Source organism: Arthrobacter monumenti, assembly GCF_054511255.1.
On the sequence record NZ_JBTNCY010000002.1, the window covers coordinates 315,440 to 337,744 of the forward strand.

The 22,305-nt window shown below is 63.3% G+C and carries 20 protein-coding genes; 12 read left to right on the plus strand and 8 right to left on the minus strand.

What is annotated here, in order from left to right:
- Both ACX80B_RS04315 and ACX80B_RS04320 read right to left on the minus strand, forming a co-directional pair.
- Positions 1-3,417, minus strand: coding sequence for a glycosyltransferase family 2 protein (locus ACX80B_RS04315; protein WP_459293583.1), 3,417 nt, complete (start codon positions 3,415-3,417; stop codon positions 1-3).
- Complete coding sequence (locus ACX80B_RS04320; RefSeq protein ID WP_459293395.1) at positions 3,414-3,977, minus strand: WhiB family transcriptional regulator; 564 nt, start codon at positions 3,975-3,977, stop codon at positions 3,414-3,416. Before ACX80B_RS04320 ends, ACX80B_RS04315 begins: the two co-directional genes overlap by 4 nt.
- 233 nt (positions 3,978-4,210) lie before the next feature.
- On the opposite strand from ACX80B_RS04320, the gene ACX80B_RS04325 reads away from it, so the two are divergent.
- A complete protein-coding gene (locus ACX80B_RS04325) occupies positions 4,211-4,990 on the plus strand; it encodes a TIGR03089 family protein (protein ID WP_459293397.1) in 780 nt (259 codons plus the stop codon).
- On the opposite strand, the gene ACX80B_RS04330 is transcribed toward ACX80B_RS04325, so the two are convergent.
- Positions 4,956-5,540 (minus strand): GtrA family protein, encoded by a 585-nt coding sequence (locus ACX80B_RS04330; protein ID WP_459293399.1) that lies wholly within the window; start codon positions 5,538-5,540, stop codon positions 4,956-4,958. The genes ACX80B_RS04325 and ACX80B_RS04330 overlap by 35 nt on opposite strands.
- A 187-nt stretch (positions 5,541-5,727) precedes the next feature.
- Between ACX80B_RS04330 and ACX80B_RS04335 the strand changes: the two genes are divergently transcribed.
- The 5 genes from ACX80B_RS04335 to ACX80B_RS04355 all read left to right on the plus strand — a co-directional run bounded on the left by ACX80B_RS04335 (position 5,728) and on the right by ACX80B_RS04355 (position 11,426).
- Complete coding sequence (locus ACX80B_RS04335) at positions 5,728-6,900, plus strand: 5-(carboxyamino)imidazole ribonucleotide synthase (RefSeq protein ID WP_459293401.1); 1,173 nt, start codon at positions 5,728-5,730, stop codon at positions 6,898-6,900.
- A complete protein-coding gene (purE, locus tag ACX80B_RS04340) occupies positions 6,897-7,430 on the plus strand; it encodes a 5-(carboxyamino)imidazole ribonucleotide mutase (protein WP_459293403.1) in 534 nt (177 codons plus the stop codon). The genes ACX80B_RS04335 and purE overlap by 4 nt, the downstream gene beginning before the upstream one ends.
- Positions 7,431-7,438: 8 nt before the next feature.
- On the plus strand, positions 7,439-8,977 hold the full coding sequence (locus tag ACX80B_RS04345) for an LCP family protein (RefSeq protein ID WP_459293405.1): 1,539 nt from the start codon (positions 7,439-7,441) through the stop codon (positions 8,975-8,977).
- A 150-nt stretch (positions 8,978-9,127) separates the two neighbouring features.
- Positions 9,128-10,399 (plus strand): mannose-6-phosphate isomerase, class I, encoded by a 1,272-nt coding sequence (manA, locus tag ACX80B_RS04350; RefSeq protein ID WP_459293407.1) that lies wholly within the window; start codon positions 9,128-9,130, stop codon positions 10,397-10,399.
- Positions 10,400-10,436: 37 nt separating this feature from the next.
- A complete protein-coding gene (locus tag ACX80B_RS04355) occupies positions 10,437-11,426 on the plus strand; it encodes a lipid II:glycine glycyltransferase FemX (RefSeq protein ID WP_459293409.1) in 990 nt (329 codons plus the stop codon).
- A 63-nt stretch (positions 11,427-11,489) separates the two neighbouring features.
- Here ACX80B_RS04355 and glpX read toward each other — a convergent pair whose 3' ends face one another.
- On the minus strand, positions 11,490-12,524 hold the full coding sequence (glpX, locus tag ACX80B_RS04360; protein WP_459293411.1) for a class II fructose-bisphosphatase: 1,035 nt from the start codon (positions 12,522-12,524) through the stop codon (positions 11,490-11,492).
- Positions 12,525-12,664: 140 nt separating this feature from the next.
- Between glpX and ACX80B_RS04365 the strand changes: the two genes are divergently transcribed.
- From ACX80B_RS04365 to ACX80B_RS04385, 5 genes are all read left to right on the plus strand, one after another.
- The gene (locus ACX80B_RS04365) at positions 12,665-13,255 is read left to right on the plus strand and encodes a DUF4245 domain-containing protein (RefSeq protein WP_459293413.1); all 591 of its coding nucleotides are present in this window, start codon (positions 12,665-12,667) and stop codon (positions 13,253-13,255) included.
- A gap of 5 nt (positions 13,256-13,260) precedes the next feature.
- On the plus strand, positions 13,261-13,893 hold the full coding sequence (locus ACX80B_RS04370) for a carbonic anhydrase (RefSeq protein WP_459293415.1): 633 nt from the start codon (positions 13,261-13,263) through the stop codon (positions 13,891-13,893).
- Between the two features lie 47 nt (positions 13,894-13,940).
- A complete protein-coding gene (locus ACX80B_RS04375; RefSeq protein ID WP_459293417.1) occupies positions 13,941-15,383 on the plus strand; it encodes a class II fumarate hydratase in 1,443 nt (480 codons plus the stop codon).
- Between the two features lie 7 nt (positions 15,384-15,390).
- A complete protein-coding gene (locus ACX80B_RS04380) occupies positions 15,391-15,927 on the plus strand; it encodes a DinB family protein (protein WP_459293419.1) in 537 nt (178 codons plus the stop codon).
- Positions 15,928-16,054: 127 nt separating this feature from the next.
- Positions 16,055-17,554 (plus strand): HNH endonuclease signature motif containing protein, encoded by a 1,500-nt coding sequence (locus tag ACX80B_RS04385; RefSeq protein WP_459293421.1) that lies wholly within the window; start codon positions 16,055-16,057, stop codon positions 17,552-17,554.
- 95 nt (positions 17,555-17,649) lie between these two features.
- Here the strand turns inward: ACX80B_RS04385 and ACX80B_RS04390 are convergent, their stop codons facing one another.
- Both ACX80B_RS04390 and ACX80B_RS04395 read right to left on the minus strand, forming a co-directional pair.
- Positions 17,650-18,129 (minus strand): NUDIX hydrolase, encoded by a 480-nt coding sequence (locus tag ACX80B_RS04390; protein ID WP_459293422.1) that lies wholly within the window; start codon positions 18,127-18,129, stop codon positions 17,650-17,652.
- An 85-nt stretch (positions 18,130-18,214) separates the two neighbouring features.
- A complete protein-coding gene (locus ACX80B_RS04395; protein WP_459293424.1) occupies positions 18,215-18,754 on the minus strand; it encodes a prepilin peptidase in 540 nt (179 codons plus the stop codon).
- Positions 18,755-18,871: 117 nt separating this feature from the next.
- On the opposite strand from ACX80B_RS04395, the gene ACX80B_RS04400 reads away from it, so the two are divergent.
- Positions 18,872-19,519 (plus strand): GNAT family N-acetyltransferase, encoded by a 648-nt coding sequence (locus ACX80B_RS04400; RefSeq protein WP_459293426.1) that lies wholly within the window; start codon positions 18,872-18,874, stop codon positions 19,517-19,519.
- A 115-nt stretch (positions 19,520-19,634) separates the two neighbouring features.
- Here ACX80B_RS04400 and ACX80B_RS04405 read toward each other — a convergent pair whose 3' ends face one another.
- Together ACX80B_RS04405 and ACX80B_RS04410 are read right to left on the minus strand one after the other, a co-directional pair.
- Positions 19,635-21,038 (minus strand): PhoH family protein, encoded by a 1,404-nt coding sequence (locus tag ACX80B_RS04405; RefSeq protein ID WP_459293428.1) that lies wholly within the window; start codon positions 21,036-21,038, stop codon positions 19,635-19,637.
- Between the two features lie 317 nt (positions 21,039-21,355).
- Positions 21,356-22,117: an isoprenyl transferase gene (locus ACX80B_RS04410; protein ID WP_459293430.1), complete on the minus strand. Its 762-nt coding sequence runs from the start codon at positions 22,115-22,117 to the stop codon at positions 21,356-21,358.
- Positions 22,118-22,305: the final 188 nt, after the last annotated feature.

Here is a 22,305-nt window from a genome sequence, read left to right on the forward strand (position 1 = left end):
TCAACCTGTCCTGGCTTCCGGCCGGTCAGCTTCCGAGCCGACCCGCCGTCGTATTGTGTTCCGCCGCTTGGCCGGAAGCGGGACGGCCAGCAGCACGGTAAGGCCGATCACGACGATCTGCCCTGTTGCCCACCAGGCTGTCCACGGATGTGAGTACTTAATCTGAAGCGATCCGCCATCGGCAGGCAAGGCGAAGGCCTGCGCCCAATCATCCGCCGTGGCGGTGAGCCGCTCCCCGTCCAGCCAGGCGGACCAGTGCGGGTTCTTCCGCTCAGCCAGCACCACAAGGCGATCGGCACCGCCGTCGGAGATTTCTGCAGAAACTTCATTGCCATCCGAGGGCACCCCTGCGACGGTCCGGCCTTCGCCGTCCACGATCCGCACTCTTGAAGTAGCTTCGGCGGCCCTCTGCTCATCGTCGGCGGTGGCCAGCGGACGGACCCTCCACAGCCAGCCCGAATCCGTTTCGCCTACTGAGGTCAGTCCGGGGACCGTGTCGATATGGCTGGACAACAATTCTGCGGCCGTATCGGACTGCTGCAGCACGACGAAACCGGCGCCCAGCTGTTCCAGTTCAGGACGCGGATCCACGCCGGCCCCGGCGGCAATGATCGCCGCGGCTTTGCGGAGCATCTGTTCGGCCGGGTCCGGAGCGGCGGCAGTCTCCTCCCCTGGCCCGCCAACGACCGGGCGCGCGGGAACAAGGGTGGAGAGTGCGTCCATGGTGGTGCCACCGCCGCGCATCAGGGCAGCACTGACTTTTCCGGTTCCGTCCACGTTCAGCACCAGGGTGCGGGTCTGCTCAGGACCATAGGCGCGATCCGTTGCAGTTGCCGGAAGTGTCCTCGGGGCAGCCGGACGGATATGGGTTTCCGCGGAAGCCACCGAAACACCGGCCGTGGGTATCGCCCACAGTGCGAGACTGGCAACAGGGCCGAGCAGCAGCACGCCTGCCGCGGCCGCGGCGATAACACGTGGCAGCCTCCGGATTCTTCCGTCCCCGGCCCGCCGGACTTCCAGCATCCGGTTGGCTCCGAGGACGGCGGCTCCGAGCATCATGAAGACCAGCAGCGAGACGAGCGGTCCGGTGAACGGCGGAATCAGGACCTCAGATCGCCCACTGACAGCAATCCGGGTGCAGATAAACGCGCCGCCGGCCGCCAGCAGCGCGACCAACCACAAAACCCGCGCCAGGTTGCTGCGATTGCCCGTTGTGAAGAGTGAAACGGCAGCCAGGAGCACGAGCGGCGCACCGATCACGAGAGCCGCGATCAGGGTCCATGGTCCCGGCAGCAAGGTGGAGAGTTCCGGGAACGCGTGCAGTCCCGCCTCCGGATCGAGCCTGACGGGATAGCCAAGGAACTTCTGCCACAGCAGCGCGTCCTCGAACGGCAATGGTTGACCGGGGTCTGCGAGCAGAGCCCGCGGGTGGGACAGCGCTGAGACGGCGAAGGGTGCAAAAAGCGCCAGACTCGGCAGCAGCGACCACCACAAGGTCTTGGCCCGCCGGCGCAGCCCGATGCTGAGGGCAATCACCACCAGCATTGCCAGCGGCAGCAGGGTGGGGGCCGACGCCGTCAGCGCCGCCAATACCAGGCCGGCAGCGGCGGCGGCGGTCCAGGATGGGCGGCCATTGGTTCCGGGAGTCCCCACAGAATCGGATTGCCTGCTGATTCCGCTGGCCGCCCCCGGCGGGCGCTTCGCGGCGGCACCCACGGCCCGGAGCATCCCCAGCACGACCCAAGGAATCAGCAGGTGTGCCAGCAAGGCGCCCAGGCGGCCGCTTCCCAGCGCAATCTGAAGTGCCGGGACACCGGCCCAGACCAGTGCCGCCCAAAACCGCACCAATGGCCGCTGCGTCAGTGCACCGGCGGCAGTCCAGGCACCAAGCCCTGCCAGCGGCAGGGCCAGCAAGGTCAGCCACAGCACCGCGGCAGAACCGTTGCCGAATCCGACGGCCGCGAGCAGCCACAGGATGTAGTCGAAAGGATCGCCATGGCCGGCAAAACCGGCGCCGAGTCCGACCCACCAGGACGAAGCGTTCTGCCAGATGGCCGTCATGGTTGGCGACAGCGGAAGCAGCGAACCGCCCGCGATCGCCTGCGCGCCAAACAGCCAGTGCAGGCCAAAGAACGATACGGCCGTCAAGATCAACGCCGCGGCGATGGCCCCTGTCCCGGACCATCGCCGGGCGGGCGCGGCCAGCGAGACGAAATCGTCCGACCCACCGGTCGGCGACTGCAACCCTTGGCCATCGCCGTCGTCACCGCCGTCACCGTCGCCCACGATGTACTGGGCGTCGAAAGCCTCCAGCCGGGAGCGCCGGTGCGACCAGACTTCCCGCCTCGGCGTTTGCAGCCCCCGGATGACAGTACGGGAGACGCGGCGGGTGCGGGCGGCCCGGCGTCGTCCCTTAAACAAAGTGAAGGGACGCAGCAGCGCTGCCAGAGTGGCCACCAACTGACCGGCTCCGTAGGCCGGATCTTTCGCAATCACACTCAAAACGAACCGGATGATACTGCCCAGCAGTGCTCCGGCGGCCAGGAACGGCACCTTCCACAGCGGTGCATGCTTCAGCCGCAGGTACACCTCGGCGCGACGCGCAATCGAGGGGCTGCCCATATCGTGCGGGCGGCGCACCACGTGCTGCATCCGGGCGCTGGGCACGACCACCACACGGTGTCCGGCCAGCCTGTTACGCCAGCAGAAATCCACATCGTCACCGGCACCCGGGAGGGCGCGGTCAAAGCCCCCGAGCGCATCCCACACATCGCGGCGCACCAGCATCCCGGCCGAGTTGACCGCAAAAACGTCGCTCCGGCCGTCGTACTGACCCTGGTCCAGCTCATCGACGTCGATGAGGGACAAGCGCTCGGCCCAACCGCTTGTGGACAGACCAACATCAATCAGACGGCGGGGATGATCCCATTCGAGTTGCTTGCAGCCGGCCACGGTTACGGCGGGAGCCCGTTCGACGGCGGCCAATAGTTCCGCCAATGCGTCCGGGGCAGGTGCCGAATCGTCGTGCAGCAGCCACAGCCACTCTTCGGCTCCTCCGACGGGCTCATCGGGCGGATCGGCCAGGGCCACCGAACCGCCAGAGTTGTTGACAGACCCCGCCGGAAGCTTCGCGGCCAGCCGGTCGTTCCGGCGGGACCTGCTGCCATCCTTCTCAGCCAGGCCCAGTGCGACGGCGGAGCCAAAGCCGGTTTTGTGTCCGGATGCCACGGCGGCGTGCGGACCGATGAGGTGCTCGGTCAGCAGTGCTTCGGAATGATCGGTGGAGCCAACGTTGACTCCGACGACGAAGTCAGCCGGCCTGGTTTGTCCAGCCAGTGAATCGAGAGTGCGGGAAAGGTACTGTCCGCCATTGTGTGCGACAACGACGGCGGTGACGCGGACTTGCTGCAGAATCAGACTGCCCGTTTCCGCAACCGGCGGCGTTCACGCTCGGACAGTCCGCCCCAAATGCCGAAGCGCTCGTCATTGGCAAGCGCATACTCCAGGCACTGCGAGCGCACGTTGCAGGCACCGCACACCTTTTTGGCATCCCGGGTCGAGCCGCCCTTTTCGGGGAAGAAAGCCTCCGGGTCGGTCTGTGCGCAGAGGGCGTCGGTCTGCCAGCCGAGCTCCCCCTCGTCGTCGAAATCCGCTACGCCCGGCAGCCCAATCCAGACCGCCTGGTCGTTGCGCTCCTGCGGCTCGCGGACGGGGCTTTTCGGCGGACTGCTGAGCAGGCTGCGCGGCGCCAGATCCAGCGGATCCTGGGTATCGTCGTCCTCACTGGCTTCATGGGCGGCAAGGAACGCGGTTGCCGCAGCATCCAGCGACTGCTCCGCATCCTGGCGGAACTTCTCCGCCGCGCCCGGGTCCGCAGGATCGACATACCAGTCGCCCGGTACGCCTCGTGAGCCATAGCGTGCAGATGCCTGCGCCGCGATGGTGGAACGATCCTGGCTTCGTTCAGCGTGCCCCATGATGCTCCTCCCGGTGAATTATTATCCTGGCTGCGGGTACGTTTAGTGGATAGCCAAGATTTAGACCGATACCTAATTACACGTGTGTAATACAGAGGAGTCAAGCGGTCGGCGGAATCTTATCGATGACTGAACCGGATGGCTGGCAGGCCACGCCCGCGTTTCTGCTCGGTTTCCCGGCGCGTCGACGCTCCAGGTTGCGGAACAACACCCACAATGTGAGGAAGGCAACAATGAAAAGTACGCCGACAGTCGCAGCCCTGCTGACCGGACTGCGCCAGAACCGCGCGTCCTCCCCCAGGTTGATTTGGTACGGTCCCGGCGGTGAACGCGTAGAACTCTCCGGCCGGGTGCTGGACAACTGGGTGGCGAAGACGGCCAACCTGATGGTCGACGACCTGGACGCTGAAGAAGACACCACCATCCTGCTGGATATGCCACCACATTGGCGTTCGCTTTGCTGGGCACTGGCCGGCTGGCAGACCGGAGCCACCATCCGGCTGGATTCCGTCGGTGAGGCCGCGTCTTCAGACCTCATTGTCACCACCCAACCGGAGCACTGGGGCGACGACGTTAAGCCACCGCAGTATCTCGTGGCCGTCGCCCTGGGCGCCCTGGACATGAAATGGAACGGAGAGCTGCCGGCGGATGCGCTCGACTACGCCTCTGAGGTGCGGTCCCACGCCGATGAGTACCTCGGCTTGTCAGGACCGGCCGACGACGGCACCGCCCTTGAGTTCGGCTCCCGGCAAATTTCCCACAAGCAGTTATTGGCCGGCTATGCCGGTTTGAGCAGGGGTTCCGAGGTGGAGCCGGGCCGAACGCCGGAGCCTGCGGCAGAGACGGTCCTGATCCACGCCGGGCTGGGGATGCCGGAAGTCCTGCGCCTCGCACTTGGCACCTGGGCCACCGACGGCGCCGTAGTTCTGGTCCATCCTTCGGTTGAAGTATCCGATTCGCTGGTCAGCAGCGAGCGGATCACGCGCCGGTTCGATGACGATCCTGGCCTTTGACGGCACCCTTGCCGGGGGTCGATTGCTGGTCGCCCGGCGTCGTCGATTGCCGGCCTCCGGGAAGACGGGGGACGCGTGGAGGATCGGCGAATGCCGGGTCCTCGGCGAGTTCCACTGAAAACACCCAGTAGCGGTAGGCGATGAAGCGGAAAATCGTGCCCAGTACCAGACCGATCACATTCTTGGCGATGAAATCGGCGTGGGTGGTTTGGTAGCCCAGTACGTAGTGGGAAATGAACAGGCAAAAAGTGGCAATGCCGATCCCAATGGCGTTCATTATGGCGAACATCATCAGTTCCCGCAGGACACCCGGGCGGCGCCGATGCCGGAATGTCCAGTACCTGTTGGCCACCCAGGAAAAAACGGTGGCGACGACGCTGGCGATGACGCCGGCCGTCAGCGTCTTGTGTGAGAGTGCGCCTTCACGGAGGAAGAGGAACAAGGTGCTGTCAATGACATATGCGACGCCGCCAACAGCGCCGAACTTCATGATCTCGCGCCACAGCAGAGAGAAGAGTCCGCCCAGGCGCTCAGCCACCTTGTTCAACATGATCCTCCCAGCCCTGGCGTGCAGCGAGACCCGGCTGAATCCACTGCGGCCCGGTTTTCACCGTCCGGATGAAGCCTTCAACCAGCACGTTAAGCTCAACGCTACCGTCTAATCAGACATGTTGTGGCGACGGGCCGGAGCACATGGTGAAACCGTGATGAAGAAGTTGTACGGGTAGTCTGTGTGGGTGACTTTTCCTGTAATTGGCGTAATTGGCGGTGGCCAGTTGGCCCGGATGATGGCCCCTGCCGCCGTGGCAATGGGCTTCGAGCTCCGGGTTCTGGCGGAGAATGAGACGGTTTCGGCGGTCAGCGCCGTGCCGAAGGCGGCGGTCGGTGACTACACCGATCTGGAGACCCTGCGGGAGTTTGCCCGTGGTGTCGACGTCCTGACTTTCGACCATGAACACGTTCCCGCGCCGCACCTGAAGGCACTGCAATCCGACGGCGTCAATCTGCATCCCGGCCCGGCTGCGCTGGTGCATGCCCAGGACAAACTCGTGATGCGTGCCGCCGTCGAACGTCTTGGCCTCCCCAATCCGGAGTGGGCCAGGGCAGCCAACGTTTCGGATCTGGTTGCGTTTGGCGACAGAACCGGCTGGCCCGTGGTCCTAAAGACACCGCGCGGAGGCTATGACGGCAAGGGTGTGCGCATACTTGCGGATGCAGCGGCAGCGGAAACAGCGGCGGACTGGTTCGACGGCGGCGGGCTGCTGGTCGAACAGAAGGTCCCCTTCAGCCGCGAACTGTCTGCGCTGGTGGCCCGCACTCCGGGTGGGGAATCCCGAGCCTGGCCGGTGGTGCAAACCATCCAGGTCGACGGCGTATGCGATGAAGTTCTGGCCCCAGCCCGCGGACTGCCCGATACTGTTGCCGCGGCCGCGCAGAATGCCGCGCTCCGCCTCGCCGCGGAACTGGACGTCACCGGCGTGATGGCCGTGGAAATGTTCGAGACGCCGGATCAGGGCGAGGGATTCCTGATCAATGAACTGGCCATGCGGCCGCACAATTCCGGCCACTGGACCATCGACGGTTCGGTCACCAGCCAGTTTGAGCAGCACCTGCGCGCGGTCCTGGACCTGCCCCTCGGTTCGACCGATCTGCTTGGCGGGGCAGTGGTGATGAAAAACTTCCTCGGCGGCAGTAACGAGGATCTGTACAGCGCCTACCCCGATGCGATGGCGGCCGATCCGGGTGCGAAGGTGCACAGCTACGGCAAATCGGTACGTCCGGGGCGTAAGATCGGCCACATTAACGTCGTCGGCCGCTCGATATCGGAACTCGACGAGCTGCGTAAACGTGCTAGTAAGGTGGCCGGGATTATCAGCAGCGGCCCGAAGGCAACAAAGGAATCATTATGACGTCGCCACACCCCCTGGTCTCGGTCGTTATGGGTTCGGACTCCGATTGGCCAGTAATGGAAGCCGCTGCGGCGGCACTGGATGAATTTGACGTTCCCTACGAGGTCGACGTCGTCTCCGCCCACCGCATGCCGGAGGAGATGATGGCCCACGGCCGCAATGCCCAAGCGCGCGGACTGCGGGTGATCATCGCAGGCGCCGGCGGGGCGGCACATCTGCCCGGGATGCTGGCCTCCGTCACTCCCCTGCCGGTCATTGGAGTGCCTGTTCCGCTGAAGACCCTGGACGGAATGGACTCTCTGCTCTCGATCGTCCAGATGCCCGCCGGAGTTCCGGTCGCTACCGTTTCCATCGGCGGTGCCCGCAATGCCGGCCTGCTGGCAGTGCGGATGCTGGCTGCCGGAACCGACGAATTGGCGGTTCGGTTGCAATCCGACCTGGTCGACTTTGCCGACCAGTTGCGCCAGTCCGCCATAGACAAGGGCGCATCGCTTTCCGCCCGGCTTAATACCAAAACCCCCCAGGTGTAAATATTTCGATGAAATCCAATCCGATGCAGTCCATGCTGACGGACCCGGTCCGCTACCCCCAGACCGCGCCCGCCGAGCTCCGGACCAAACGCGCCTTCACCCTCTTGCTGATGACTCTGGTGCTGCCCGGCAGCGCGCAGATTGTTGCCGGCAACCGGCGGTTGGGACGCAGGGCCCTGCGCGTTACCTTCGCTGCCTGGGCCGCGGTGATTACCGCCGTCGTCCTCTATTTCGTCAACCGGGCGCTCCTGTTCGGTCTGTTTACGCATCAGGTGTGGTCGCTGGTCATTATTGCGGTCCTGGTGCTGCTGGCCATTGGCTGGGCACTAATGTTCCTCAATACCCTGCGGATCATCCGGCCCGGACTGCTCACGTCTGGAATGCGTCCGGTTGTTGCTGTTTCCCTGGCGGCACTGATGCTGCTCACCAGCGGGGCGCTCGGATACAGCGCCTATATGCTCAATATCGGGCGCAACGCGATCAGCGACGTTTTCGTTGCAGGGCCGGACATGGAACCGGTCGATGGACGCTACAACTTCCTGCTGATGGGCGGCGACGCCGGTGAAAGCCGCGAGGGCCGGCGCCCGGACAGCATTTCCGTGATCAGCGTGGACGCCGAGACGGGACAACCGATCGTCTTCGGCATTCCCCGCAACCTGCAGAACGCTCCGTTCCCGGCAGATTCGCCGATGAACCAGGTGTATCCGGACGGTTACAACTGTGGCGACGCGTGCATTATCAACAGTCTTTACACCGAGGTGACGCTGAACTACGCCGACCTCTATCCCGAGGCGGAGGACCCGGGGGCAGCGGCCATGATGGACGCTGCGAGCGGCATCCTCGGCCTCGAGGTCCAGGGGTACGTGCTGGTCGATATGGCCGGCTTCGAGAAGTTGATCGACGCCATGGGCGGGATCACTATCGACGTCGGCGGCCGGGTGCCGATTGGCGGCGGAACAAATCTCGAGACGGGCATGCCGAACGAAATCAAGGGCTACATCGAGCCCGGGGTGCAGAACATGGACGGCTATACCGCCCTGTGGTACGCCCGCTCACGCGAAGGCGCTACCGACTATGACCGGATGGCCCGCCAGCGTTGTGTGCAGCAGGCCATGATTTCCCAGCTCAATCCCGCCACGTTGCTGACGAAGTTCCAGGGAATTGCCGCGGCCGGAACGCAGATAATCGAGTCCAATATTTCCTCCTCGCAGCTGAACAGCTTCCTTGACCTCGCGTTGAAGGCGAAGGGCAAGAAGCTGCTGTCGCTCACCGCGGGTCCTCCGGACTACGGCATCAACTTCCCGACCTACCCGGACTTCGCAGTACTGCAGCAGGATGTGCAGGCACTGATTGAAAAGTCCGGGAAGGAATCCGAAGAGCCGAAACCAGACGGTGGTTCACAGGCGCAAGCTCCATCCGGATCCTCCGGGGAGGGACAGTCTGCGCCGTCAGAACAGGCCCCCGCTGAGTCAGCTCCCTCTCCGGCACCATCCGGTGGCGGTGGCGGCGGCGGCCTCTCGCCCAACGGCACCTGCAGCGTCCCGTAAGCGGGACAGTTGGCGGTGCCTGCGTTACAGTCGGGGCGACCGCATCCTGTGTCGCGGCGGCCGCGTCCTCTCGGTGCCACCGCATCCTGTCGGTCCCACCGCGTAATGTACAAAGTGCAGTGACGGTGCCCAACAGCGAGGAGCTGGTGAATGTACAAGCTGGAGAATACGCTCCGCCCCTATGCCTGGGGTTCAACTACGGCGATAGCAGAGCTCTTCGGCAGGGAACCTTCAGGCGGGCCGGAGGCCGAACTTTGGCTTGGCGCGCACCCTGACTCCCCGTCGCGGGTGGTGCTCCCCGACGGCAGTTCTGAGCCGTTGGACCGCCTGATCGCAGGAAATCCGTCAGTCGCGCTCGGCCCCGACTGCGTGCAATCCTTCGGTGACAGCCTGCCTTTCCTGGTCAAGGTTCTTGCCGCCGACGCTCCATTGTCGCTGCAGGTGCATCCGACCCAGGAGCAGGCACGCCGCGGTTTCCAGGACGAAGAGGCGGCCGGAATTCCCCGCGATGCCGGAAACCGCAACTACAAGGATGCAAACCACAAGCCTGAAATGATCTTCGCCCTCACCCAATTCGAGGCGTTGTGCGGCTTCCGCGATCCGTCCGAAAGTGCGCAACTCCTTGTCGAAGTCCGCGCAGCCATTTCCGGTGCCGGCCGGCCTGCGCCGGAGCTGTTGACCGCGCTGATCGACCTGCTGGATGGACCGCTGCCGGAAACTGAGCGGCTGGAACAGGCCTTCGGCCGGCTGATCAACGGCGGCGACGACGTCGAGGCACTGGTGGCAACTGCGCTTGCGGCTCTCGAGGACCACAAACCGGGTAAGTTCGCACTGGAACTGGGCACCGCCGTCGAACTTGCCCGCCGGTATCCGGGAGACCCTGGAGTACTGATCTCGCTTCTGCTGAACCGGCTTTCGCTGCAGCCCGGCGAAGCGGTCTACCTTCCGGCAGGCAATATCCACGCCTACCTCAGTGGTCTGGGGGTCGAAGTAATGGCCTCCTCGGACAATGTGCTCCGAGGAGGGCTCACTCCCAAGCACGTCGATGTCCACGAGTTGATGAAGACCGTCCAGTTCGCCACGGCCGGGGTGCCGGAACTGGTTGCCGAACGCACCGGGCTCGGCCAGGAGGTTTACCGTCCTCCGTTCCAGGAATTCCAGCTGCAGCGGATCGAGATACCGGCGGACAGCGCCTCCATGGCCGCGGACGATATTCCGGTGGCCCAGAATGGGCCGGCGATTGTGCTTGCGGTGCACGGCTCAATCGTGCTGGATTCGCCTCACGGCGACCTGCGCCTCGAGCCTGGCAGCAGCGCCTTCCTACCGGCCGATGAGGCGCCGGTCATGGCGAAGCTTGTCAACGACCAGAGTGCAGGACCCTCCGGCGCTCTGGCGTTCGCCGTCACCGTTTCCACCCGCTGAGCATCTTCCCGCCCGTCCAGCTTGGTAGGGTCTAGGGGTGAAAAGTTTCCTGCAATCGACATCATGGGCCCAATTTCAAAAGGACCTGGGACGTCAGGTATTTCAAACTGAAGGCCCGGATTTCAGTTATCTGGCAATCCTGGAACGGAACGCCGTCGGGCCTTACCTCTACTCTCCTTACGGCCCCGTAGCCACGGACCGGGAAGCGCTCAATTGCGCACTCGAATCCTTGCAGGAGCTCGCGGCCGGTCAAGGTGCGCGGTTCATCCGTATTGAACCCGTCTCGGCATCGAGTGGGGCCACGGTGGAGTCTGTTTCCGCCTCGCTCAGGCGTGCAGGCTGCCTGCCCGCACCCCGTGACATCCAACCGGGCCGTACCTGGCTGGTGGACCTGCGCCCGCCGGAAGACGAGTTGCTGGCAGCTATGAAGTCGACCAACCGGAACCTGCACCGGAACATCCACAAAAAAGGCGTGAGCTTCAGCACCTCGAACGATCCAGCGGACATCGAAATACTGCTTCGGTTCCTGCACCAGACGGCAGAGCGGTCTAAATTCAAACCTCAGGAAGACACCTACCTGAGAACGGCCGCACAGGCGCTGATGCCCTCGGGAGACGCCACCCTGTATGTGGCGAATCTGGATGACGCGCCGATTGGAGCGGCACTGGTGTTCGATTCGGCGGACACCCGCACGTATGCCCATGCCGCCCTGGACAGCACGCACCGCAAACTCAGTGCAGGCATACCCATGGTCGTGCGAATGATCCTCGACGCGAAGGCCAAGGGACTGACGACCTTCGACATGTGGGGCATCGCGCCGGACAACGACCCAGACCACCCATGGGCCGGATTCAGCTACTTCAAGAAGTCGTTCGGCGGAGCTGCCGTCGAGTATCCGGGCACCTGGGACCTGCCGGTAAACAAGCCGGTTTACACTGCTTACACCCTGGCGCGCAAGACCTACCAGCAGGTTGGAAAGGTCCGGAACCGGATCGCCGCGCTGCAGCGCAGCCGCGCCCGGTCTTAGCCCATCCGGGCTACCGGTCTGGCCCGTCCGGGCTACCGGTCTGGCCCGTCCGGCACCTACGCCTTAGCCCATCCGGGCGTAAGTCTCCCACTTGTGGGCCTGGTGTTCGCCATCGACAAACCGGGTGGTGCCGGACTTGGACCGCATCACGATGGACTGTGTCAGGACCTTGCTCTTGTCGTAACGCACGCCCCGCAGCAGATCGCCGTCGGTAATGCCAGTCGCCGCGAAGTAGCAGTTGTCGCTGCTGACCAGGTCATTGGTGGTCAGCACCTTGTCCAAGTCGTGGCCGGCGTCGAGCGCCTTCTGCTTTTCTTCATCGTTGGTGGGCCACAACCGGCCCTGGATCACACCGCCAAGCGCACGGACAGCGCAGGCCGTAATAATTCCCTCCGGCGTGCCGCCAATTCCCATCAACGCATCGACTCCCGTTCCGGCCCGGCAAGCCGCGATGCCACCGGCGACATCGCCGTCGAGAATGATTTTGGTACGGGCACCGGCGCTGCGGATCTCCTCGATCAGCGGCTTATGCCGGTCCCGGTCCAGGACGCAGACGTTGAGCTGATTGACTTTCACGCCCTTGGCCTTGGCGATCAGGTGGAGATTCTGCTTGACCGGCAGGCGCAGATCCACCATGTCGGCGGCCTCCGGACCGGTAATCAGCTTCTCCATGTAGAAAACAGCGGAAGGATCGAACATCGTGCCGCGTTCCGCCACCGCCAGAACCGCCAGCGCGTTGTTCATTCCCAGTGCCGTCAAACGGGTGCCATCAATCGGGTCGACGGCGACGTCGCACTCCGGGCCGGTGCCGTCACCAACGCGCTCGCCATTGAACAGCATCGGCGCCTCGTCTTTTTCGCCTTCACCGATAACGACGACGCCGTTGAACCGGACCGTCGACAGCAGGGAGCGCATCGCATCCACGGCAGCGCCATCGGCGGTATTCTTGTCCCCGAATCCGACCCAGTGGCCACCGGCAATGGCGGCTGCCTCGGTGACCCGGACCAGCTCGAGCGCCAGGTTGCGGTCCGGCTCGTCGTCTCCAACGGCCAAAGACTTGGACAGAGTTGAATACTGGTTTGGGGATACATCAGACACGTGGAGAACCTCATCTTCGAGTGGCGCAGGGACTTTCTCATTCGATCATAGACGGCCACCTCCATCCGCGACGGGTGAGCTGGATCTCACGGGCACCGCAGAAGGTGAGATTCAACGGAGATTTAAGCGACTATGGATGTGTGAGCGAACCGCAGGAACAACCCAAACCGGTCATTACCGATCAGCAGGCAAAACGCCTGAACGCGCCGATCGGCGGGATGATTCTGTCCGTCCTGGTCTGTGCCCTGGCATTCCTGCCCATCTGGCTCTTGAACGCCTTCCCGAAGGAAAGCACCTACGACCGCAACATCAACGTCACAGCAGCGGCTGAACAGGCGGCCGGCGTCGCAGGTTTTGATCCCCTGGCCCCCAAATTGCCCGAGGGCTGGAATCCCAACTATGCCCGCTGGACTGGCGGCGGGGCCGACGGCGTCGCGCACTGGGAAGTCGGTTACGTTACCCCGGATGAAGAATTCCTCTCCATCGCCCAGACCGCTGAAGCCAACCCCACCTGGCTGGCACAGCAAACAGAACAAGCTCCCGCCGTCGGCGAACGCAAGGTGGCCGGACACAGCTGGCAAATCCGGCACCAACCCGAGGTGGACCGCAGCCTCGTGCTGGAGCTGAAGGACTCGACCATCGTCGTCTCCGGCACGGCCTCCGACAAGGAGTTTGATGTTCTGGCCTCGGCCGTCACCGGATTCCTCGAATCGGAGCCTGCAGTAAAGTAAAAACCGTGACGACTGAATCCACTCCCCAAAGTTCATGGCAGCGCCTCCGCGAAGGTAATGAGCGTTTTGTCGAAGGCACAACCTCGCATCCCAATCAGGATGCCTTCCGACGTGAATCGCTTGTGAACACGCAGCATCCGTTCGCCGTCATCTTCGGTTGTTCCGACTCCCGCCTGGCCGCCGAGATCATTTTCGACGTCGGACTCGGTGACGTTTTCGTCGTGCGTACCGCGGGGCAAGTGATTGACGACGCCGTGCTCGGCTCGCTGGAATTCAGCACCGTCGAGCTCGGTGTGCCGTTGATTGTGGTGCTTGGACACGACAGCTGCGGCGCGGTTACCGCGACCCGCGACGCCGTCCAGACCGGCCAGATGCCGCCCGGCTTTCTGCGCGACCTGGTCGAGCGGATCACGCCGTCGGTGCTGACCTCGATCCGGAACGAGGAAACGGAGATCAACCAAATGGTCTCCGAGCATGTGAAGCAGACGACCACGCGCCTGGTCGATTCGTCCCGGCTGATCTCCAAGGCGGTCGACGACGGCACGGTGGCAGTCATCGGCGTCACCTACCACCTCGAAGACGGACGGGCGGAAATCGTCTCCGGAGCCGAATCCCTCCAGGGTATTTCCACCTCCTGATCCGACTCATTTTTCGAAGCAGGGCACCGGCGCCATAAACTGGCACCATGACTTCCACTGACGCCGCTACGGCCGCTGATCGCACTGAGTACCGCATCGAACACGACACCATGGGCGAAGTCCGTGTCCCGGCCGACGCCCTTTACAGCGCCCAGACCCAGCGCGCCGTCGAGAATTTCCCCATCTCCGGCACCACCCTGGAGCGCGCTCACATCGAGGCGCTGGCAAGGATCAAGAAGGCCGCGGCCACAGCCAACGCTGAATTGAACGTGCTCGACGGCGAACTCGCCCGCGCGATTGCGGCGGCAGCCGACGAAGTGGCCAGCGGAAAATACGACGCCCACTTCCCCATCGACATTTACCAGACCGGCTCCGGAACGTCGTCGAACATGAACACCAACGAGGTGCTGGCCACTCTGGCCAACCGTGCACTCGAGGACGCCGGCAGCGAAGCGCGGGTCCACCCGAACGACCACGTCAACGCATCGCAGTCCTCCAATGATGTCTTCCCGACGTCGGTCCACGTCGCCGCTACTTCCGCGCTCACGAACGACCTGATTCCAGCACTGGACCATCTGGCGGCATCCCTGGAGCGCAAGGCTGAAGAGTTCGCCTCCATCGTGAAGTCCGGCCGTACCCACCTGATGGACGCCACGCCCGTCACGCTCGGCCAGGAATTCGGCGGCTACGCTGCGCAGATCCGCTACGCCGTCGAACGCATCCAGGCCTCCCTCCCCCGCGTCGCCGAAGTTCCACTGGGCGGCACCGCCGTCGGCACCGGCATTAACACTCCAGCCGGATTCCCTGAACGCGTCATCGAGCTGCTGGCCGAGGACACCAAACTGCCGCTGACCGAAGCCCGCGACCACTTCGAAGCGCAGGCCAACCGCGACGGTTTGGTCGAAGTTTCCGGCATGCTGCGGACCATTGCGGTGTCGCTAACCAAAATCAGCAACGACCTCCGCTGGATGGGATCCGGACCCAACACCGGCCTCGGCGAGATCGCCATTCCCGATCTGCAGCCCGGTTCCTCGATCATGCCCGGCAAGGTCAATCCCGTGATCTGCGAAGCGGTCCTGCAGGTCTGCGCGCAGGTGATGGGGAACGACACCACCGTTGCCTGGGCCGGTACCAACGGGATGTTTGAGCTGAACGTCGGCATTCCCGTCATCGCCCGGAATGTGCTGGAATCCACCCGACTGCTCTCGAACTCTACTCGGGTCATGGCCGACAAGATGATCGACGGCATCACCGCGAACGAGGAGCGCGCCCGCTTCCTTGCCGAGGCATCGCCGTCGATCGTCACTCCGCTGAACAAGGTCATCGGCTACGAAGCCGCTGCCAAGATCGCCAAGCACGCCGTCACGCAGAAGATGACCGTCCGCGAGGCCGTCGTCGACCTCGGCTACGTCGAGCGCGGGGATGTCACCGAGGAGCAACTCGATTCGGCGCTGGACGTCCTGTCCATGACCCGTCCTCCGCAGAAGTAGGCGAGGCGTGGATCTGCGTAAGGAATTCTTCAAGGGACTGGACCTTTTCGCCGACACGGTGGAGAGGGTCGGCAACAATATCAACCTTCCCTCCGCTTGTGCCGAATGGGACCTTTCGGGAGTTGTAGCGCATGAGCGGAATGTACTGCTCAACGAGTTGCTTCCCGCGGTCACCGGCGCTCCGGCGGGCAATGCCCCCGGCGCCGCCGATGCTCTGACGCTGGCTGACCAATGGGCGGTGGTGGACCTCCAAGTCACCACCGCGATGGAAGAGGCGAAGTTCGACGACGGCGACATGGCCGTGACCATGGCCACGTTGGACTTGTTCCTGCACGCCTGGGATATCAGCTGGGGACTCGCTGCAGCGGGACATGGTGAACGGGTCGAGTTCGACGAGGAAACCGTGAAGTGGCTCGACGATTTCCTTCAGGCTGCCCCCGAGGAGAAGCTGCGAGTGGCTGATGGATTCGGTCCTCCCACTGAGGCTCCCGACGGTGCCACCGCCACCGAGAAGGTCATGGCCTTCGCAGGGCGGACGGTCTAAGCACCGGTCCGACAGTTTAGGTACCGGGTCTTCCTCTCTTTGTCAGTCTCCGGTTTCGTTACTGTTTCGTTATTCGATAGCGTACAGGGTTTCGAATAATGTCAGTGGCGGCTGGTGTACTGAAGGTATGGCAAACGAGGAAGCACCAAACGGCGGGAACAGCGACGGCGCTCCCACCGGTGCCTTCGAGCTGCCCGAACTGGCCGGACCCCTCGGCGACGTGGTCCCCGGGGCCTTGTCGTTCGATGAAGCCACCATGGCCCTGGTCTCGGCCGGGCAGCTCATCGCGTGGGCCGAAGGACTCAAAGCCCGCCTCGTCACCCGGCTCTGCGAAACCTCCGCCGGCACGGTCCCCCAGCCCGATCCCGCCGGCCCGTCACGGAACGCCGAACGCCTGGCCCGGATGAACGTCGAGGGCGAAGTCAGCGGGGCGTTGACCCTAGCAACGAAGACAGCGCAGAAACTCATCTTCGAAAGCACTGAACTGGTCGGCTCTTTCCCCGCCACGCTCGACCGCCTCGAAACCGGGGCGCTGAACCGGGATCAGGCCATGGTCATCATCGATCAGGCACAAACCCTCCCCGAAGACGCCCAACCCGAATTCGAGAAGGAAGTGCTTACCGAAGCTCCCGGCCTGCCCCGGCCGAAGCTGGCCGGCAAGGCCAAGCGCCTGCGCGAACGGATGCATCCCGAATCCGGCGCCCGGCGGAAAAAGAAAGCCGCCTGCGACCGCAGGGCCTGGTTCCAGCCCGCCGAAGACGGCATGGCCTGGCTCGGCGCCTACCTGCCCGCCGAAGCCGCCACCGCAGCGTTCAACCGCATCACCGCCGCCGCCCGATCCCTCCGCTCCCCGGACGAGGAACGAACCAGCGCCCAACTGAGTGCCGACGTCTTCACCGACCTCCTCCTCGGCGCCGGGCCGATCCCAGATGGACCAATTGCGGGCCTGAACGATGACAACAACAACGATCGTGGCAGGGGTGGGAATCCGTCCCCCGGCTCAACCGGCACTGCTCCCTCCGGTCAGGCCGTGGCAGAACCACACCTGCCCAACTACGAGCAGATCAAACCCGAAGAGCCGGCTGAGCTTGAAGGCTTCGGACCCATGGACGACGAAACCGCCCGAAAACTATGCGCGAACGCTCCCTCATTCAAACGGATCCTCACGCACCCCGAAACCGGGGCGATGATCTCCTTCGGCAGAACCACCTACAAAGTACCCGCCGACCTGAAAAAAATGATCAATATCCGCGACCGATGTTGCCGCGCACCGGGCTGCAACCGATCCGCACGCTTCACCGAACTCGACCACACCACGCCCTGGGCCGAAGGCGGAAAAACAGACTACGAATCGCTGAAAGGCTACTGCCCCATGCACCATCTCCGTAAAACCGCCTGCGGCTGGAAAGACACCCAAGACAAAGACGGCACCATCACCGTCACATCACCAGCAGGACGAACCTACACATCCAAACCCGAAGGACCCGTCCTCACCAGCCGCAAAGACGCCCAACGCTACGCCACCGGCAACGGCCACCACTTCGACCCCTGGGACCCCAAAAACAACAACAAAACCGCAAACACCACCGAAACCTGGGACCACGACCAAACCCCGCCACCATTCTGAAACCAGCACCGACTGCTCCAGCGGCGTTAGAAAGCGGGACCTGAGCGGTGGGCAAGGCCACGGGTCTCATTGATTGTTCGCAGGTCTCAGTGGCCCTAACGCACGAACTGCGTTTCAGAACCCGGGTCCTTCCAACTGTGGGCTGTTTGGAGACGGGACAAATGGTAATCCGGTAATTCCGGAAGATCGTCGAGGTGGAACCAGCCGACATCTAGCGACTCGTCATCGCCAACCTTTGCCTCACCGGAGACCGCCCGACATCGAAAGGTAAGAGAGAGAAACTGCACTTGGTCGCCGTTGACGAATTCGACAGGTCTGTCGGCCCGAGCGTCAATCAACGCTTCGACCTCGACGATCACTCCCGTCTCTTCAAGCACTTCCCTGGCAAGACCTGGGGCCGGTTGTTCGCCAGGCTCCAGCATGCCTGTAATCAATGTCCACACGCCATTGTCTGATCGTTGTCCCAACAACACCTGGCCGGCGTCGTTGAATATCACCCCAATAACGCCGGGCAGCCATAGGAGATCGTGTCCGATCTTCTTTCGCATTTCGAGGACAAACTCGGGAGTAGGCATTGCATCACTGTAGCTAGAAGACGAAAACGTTAGCCACCATGTCGGGAGTCGGGACCGTCGCCACGTCCGTCAGTGCGTCAGCGAATTATTGGATGGTGGGCGTGGCTGTGAACTCCGGAACCGGCACGAACGCCATCACGAGGGCCGTTCCCAGGATCATAAATGGCCCAAAGGGAATCCTCGTCTTGAGATTTCCCCTGCGCGTCAGGAGAAGGACGGTTCCGGTAATTCCCGCCAGAACAAACGCCGCAGCGCTGCCAAGGAGCGCGTGTCCCCAACTGAGGTAGCCCAGGTAAATGCCCAACACTCCTGCCAGCTTCACGTCCCCGTAGCCCATTCCAGGCGGATAGACCCAGCGCAGGGCGAAGTAGAAAACCCACAATGCGGCAGCGGCAAGAACCATCCGGAGCAGCCCCCACCAGTCGCCCATCAGCGCGCTGGCCACACCTAGTAGTACCGCGGCCACAGGGTAGGCAGGGAAAATGATCTTATTGGGCAGCCGGTGCTCACGGAGATCGATCCGGGTGAGACGAACGGCGATAACCACAAAATACCCGACGGCGAGCAGCACCAGGATGAATGCGGCGATGCTGTTCTGCCAGAGATCAGAGAGCCGCCAAACCATTATTCGAGACTACTTGATGTGGGGAACATGAACGCCATGTTGCGCCGAAGCCTGCCCGCCCGGCGTATCGTGCTGCGCCGCCACCTGCCCGCCCGGCAGACGTGGTAGGAATGGCCGGTGAGCACTTTACCTGCGCTGTGGCCTCTTTTCGGCCTCAAGCTGACCACCCCACGGCTGGAACTGCGTCCAGTATCGGATGCGGACCTGCCCCACCTGATTGCTGCTGCCCACGCCGGTATACACGACCCCGCGATCATGCCTTTCTCCTACCCGTGGACAGATGCCAAGGGCGAGGAGCTCACTCAGGAGACCCTCAAGTACTTCTGGCAGACCCGCGCTGCCGTCTCGCCGAATAAGTGGATCATCAATTTCGGCGTGTGGATCGATGGGGATTTCGCCGGCGTGCAGGAACTCATGACCACGGACTTCCCCGTTCTGAAGACGGTCCGAAGCGGGTCTTGGCTGACCATGTCCAGGCAGGGCCATGGAATCGGCACAGAAATGCGCCAGGCTGTGATGGCCTACGCATTCGATTACCTGGGCGCAGAGGTTGCGGAGTCGGATGCAGCGCCGTTTAACCATGCCTCGCTGGGTGTTTCGCGCAAGCTCGGCTATCGGGACAATGGAGTGACGAGGGTTGCCGTCCGTGATGGCGAGCTGCGTGAGCAACGGCGGGTCCGCCTCGACAGGGAAGACTACGTCCGCCCCAGTTGGTCATTGATTGTTCACGGGCACGACGACGTCGCGCGGTTTCTCGGGCTCTAACCGTCGGTCCGCTATCAGGGCCCGTCCGGCCACTTGGCAAGCTTCGGCAACGGCACGACGGGCCGCCACTTCGTCACTTGGTGCCATAGCCGGACGGGCCGTTGGAGGCGAATCGCTAGATTTCCGCTCCTTCCAGCAATTCGGTTACCAGCGCCGCTATCGGCGAGCGCTCAGAACGGGTGAGCGTAATGTGCCCGAACAATGGATGTCCCTTCAGAGTTTCGACGACGGCGGCCACCCCGTCGTGCCTGCCGACCCGTAGGTTGTCACGCTGCGCGACGTCGTGCGTCAACACCACTTTGGAATTCTGGCCGATCCGGGAGAGTACCGTCAGCAGAACATTCTTCTCCAGTGATTGAGCTTCGTCGACGATCACGAACGAGTCGTGCAGGGAGCGTCCACGGATGTGGGTCAGCGGCAGCACCTCAAGCATGCCGCGGTCCATGACTTCCTCCACGACCTCTTGAGAGACCAGCGCGCCGAGGGTATCGAAAACTGCCTGAGCCCACGGGTTCATCTTTTCCGATTCGGAACCGGGGAGGTAGCCCAGTTCCTGGCCGCCGACGGCATACAACGGCCGGAAAACTACAACCTTCCGATGCTCGCGCCGCTCAAGGACCGCTTCAAGCCCGGCACACAGCGCGAGGGCGGATTTGCCGGTGCCGGCCCTGCCGCCGAGGGAGACGATGCCGACCTCGTGATCCATCAACATGTCGATGGCGAGGCGCTGCTCGGCAGAGCGTCCGTGCAGTCCGAAGACATCCCTGTCGCCCTTGACCAGCCGTACCTGCTTGTCCGCGCCGACCCTTCCGAGCGCGGATCCCTTGCTGGAAAGCAGTACGAGCCCGGTGTTCACGGGCATTTCTGCGGCGGCCGGGATAAAAACGGGTTCATGTTGATAGAGGTTGTTGACGTCGTCGTCGACCACATCCAGTTCAGCCATGCCGGTCCACCCGGATTCCTTCGACTGCTCATGCAGATACTCATTGGCCGTCAGCCCTATCGCCGAGGCCTTCACGCGCATGGGCAGGTCCTTGGAGACCACCGTGACGTTATGGCCCTCATCTGAGAGGTTCTTCGCCACGGCAAGAATCCTCGTGTCATTGTCACCCAACCGGAACCCGGCCGGCAGCACTTCGGCGGAGATGTGGTTCAACTCGACACGCAGCGATCCGCCCTCTTCCCCAAGTGGGATCGCCCGGTTGAGTTCTCCGTGTTCGATCCTGAGCTCGTCCAGGAGCCGAAGGGCCTTGCGGGCGAAGTAGCCGAGTTCGGGGTCATGGCGCTTGCCTTCAAGCTCGGTGATAACCACCACCGGGAGAACGACTTCATGCTCGGCGAAGCGCATGATCGCCCGCGGATCGGACAACAGTACAGAAGTATCCAGCACGTAGGTTTTGTCAGCGACAGCAGAAACAGAAAGACCGGCCGCGACGTCGGATTTACTATCATCCTTTGTCTGCCGGCCGGTCCCTGTGTTGGACTGCTTGATCCTGGACTGTGCTTTTTCAGATTCCACGTCGACTCCAGTCCCGGGCGTGCGCGCCCGGAATCGATAGGGGCGATTGACACGGTGCGGCCGCGGGGCCGGGCACGGCCCCTGACGTTACTGGCGCTGGTTTGCGCTGCATACGGTGGCCTCCCGACAGTCTGCGGTGTTGCTGACTGATAGCACCGAGAATACGCCTGGCCGACGGCCTGCGGAATGAACTGGCGGGTGTGTCGAATTCAATTGTGGGTGAACGGCGTATCAACACGCCCGACGGCGGATGGCTCGGCACCGGTGCCTGGCTGCGGAATGAACTAGGCGACCGGACAGCTCATGAACAGCGGGTCTCAGCACCCGAACCGGCGCTGCCGGCGGGCGTAATCCCGTAATGCGCGGAGGAAGTCCACCCGGCGGAAATCCGGCCAGAGCGCTTCGCAGAAGTAGAACTCACTGTAGGCGCTCTGCCACATCAGGAAGCCCGACAGCCGCTGTTCCCCCGAGGTGCGGATGACCAGCTCGGGGTCTGGCTGGCCTCTGGTGTAGAGGTGCTCGGAGATGTGCTCCACGGTCAGTTCGTCGGCCAGCTCGGTCATCGAGCGGCCTTTTTCCTCGGCGTCGTGCAGCAACTCGCGTACGGCGTCGACAATTTCCCTTCGTCCGCCGTAGCCCACTGCCACGTTCACGTGCAGGCCCGTGGCATCGGCGGTACGTGCGGCGAGGGAGCTGAGCCGCTCGGCCAGATACTCCGGCAGCAGTTCGGGGGCGCCCATGGGATGCACGCGCACGTTGCTGTCGTCACCGATCCGGTCCAGCGTGTTGGCGATGATACCCATCAGCTGGTCGAGTTCCTCTGCGGAGCGGTTCATGTTGTCGGTGGAGAGCATGTAGAGGGTTACGACCTTGACTCCGAGCTCATTGCACCAACCAAGGAATTCGTGGATTTTCTCGGCGCCGGCCTGGTGCCCATCGCGGGTTGGTGCCCCGGAGATTTTTGCCCAGCGGCGGTTCCCGTCCACCATGACACCGATGTGTCCGGGGATCCTGTCCGGTGGCAACGACTTGCTCAGCCGCCTCTCGTAGACGTCATACAGCAGTCCAGGCAGTTTCACCTTTGCTTCACCTGGCTCTCTGCCGGTTCAGGCCGGCGGGACATTTTCGACACTGTTTCCTACCGTACCGCCCCGGGTCCGGCGCCCGGTAGTTCGCGCCTATCATGGCCGACGCCGGTGCGGTTGGCTTGGTCATCCCGCCGGAGCGTTGGCTACTCCGCGGTAACCTACGCCGTCGTCGGTTAGAA

Excerpts from the sequence above, each read along its gene's own strand:
- ACX80B_RS04320 (WP_459293395.1), bottom strand. The coding sequence starts at position 3,977 with ATGGGGCACGCTGAACGAAGCCAGGATCGTTCCACCATCGCGGCGCAG.
- ACX80B_RS04325 (WP_459293397.1), top strand. The coding sequence starts at position 4,211 with ATGAAAAGTACGCCGACAGTCGCAGCCCTGCTGACCGGACTGCGCCAG.
- ACX80B_RS04330 (WP_459293399.1), bottom strand. The coding sequence starts at position 5,540 with ATGTTGAACAAGGTGGCTGAGCGCCTGGGCGGACTCTTCTCTCTGCTG.
- purE (WP_459293403.1), top strand. The coding sequence starts at position 6,897 with ATGACGTCGCCACACCCCCTGGTCTCGGTCGTTATGGGTTCGGACTCC.
- ACX80B_RS04345 (WP_459293405.1), top strand. The coding sequence starts at position 7,439 with ATGAAATCCAATCCGATGCAGTCCATGCTGACGGACCCGGTCCGCTAC.
- manA (WP_459293407.1), top strand. The coding sequence starts at position 9,128 with ATGTACAAGCTGGAGAATACGCTCCGCCCCTATGCCTGGGGTTCAACT.
- ACX80B_RS04375 (WP_459293417.1), top strand. The coding sequence starts at position 13,941 with ATGACTTCCACTGACGCCGCTACGGCCGCTGATCGCACTGAGTACCGC.
- ACX80B_RS04385 (WP_459293421.1), top strand. The coding sequence starts at position 16,055 with ATGGCAAACGAGGAAGCACCAAACGGCGGGAACAGCGACGGCGCTCCC.
- ACX80B_RS04390 (WP_459293422.1), bottom strand. The coding sequence starts at position 18,129 with ATGCCTACTCCCGAGTTTGTCCTCGAAATGCGAAAGAAGATCGGACAC.
- ACX80B_RS04395 (WP_459293424.1), bottom strand. The coding sequence starts at position 18,754 with ATGGTTTGGCGGCTCTCTGATCTCTGGCAGAACAGCATCGCCGCATTC.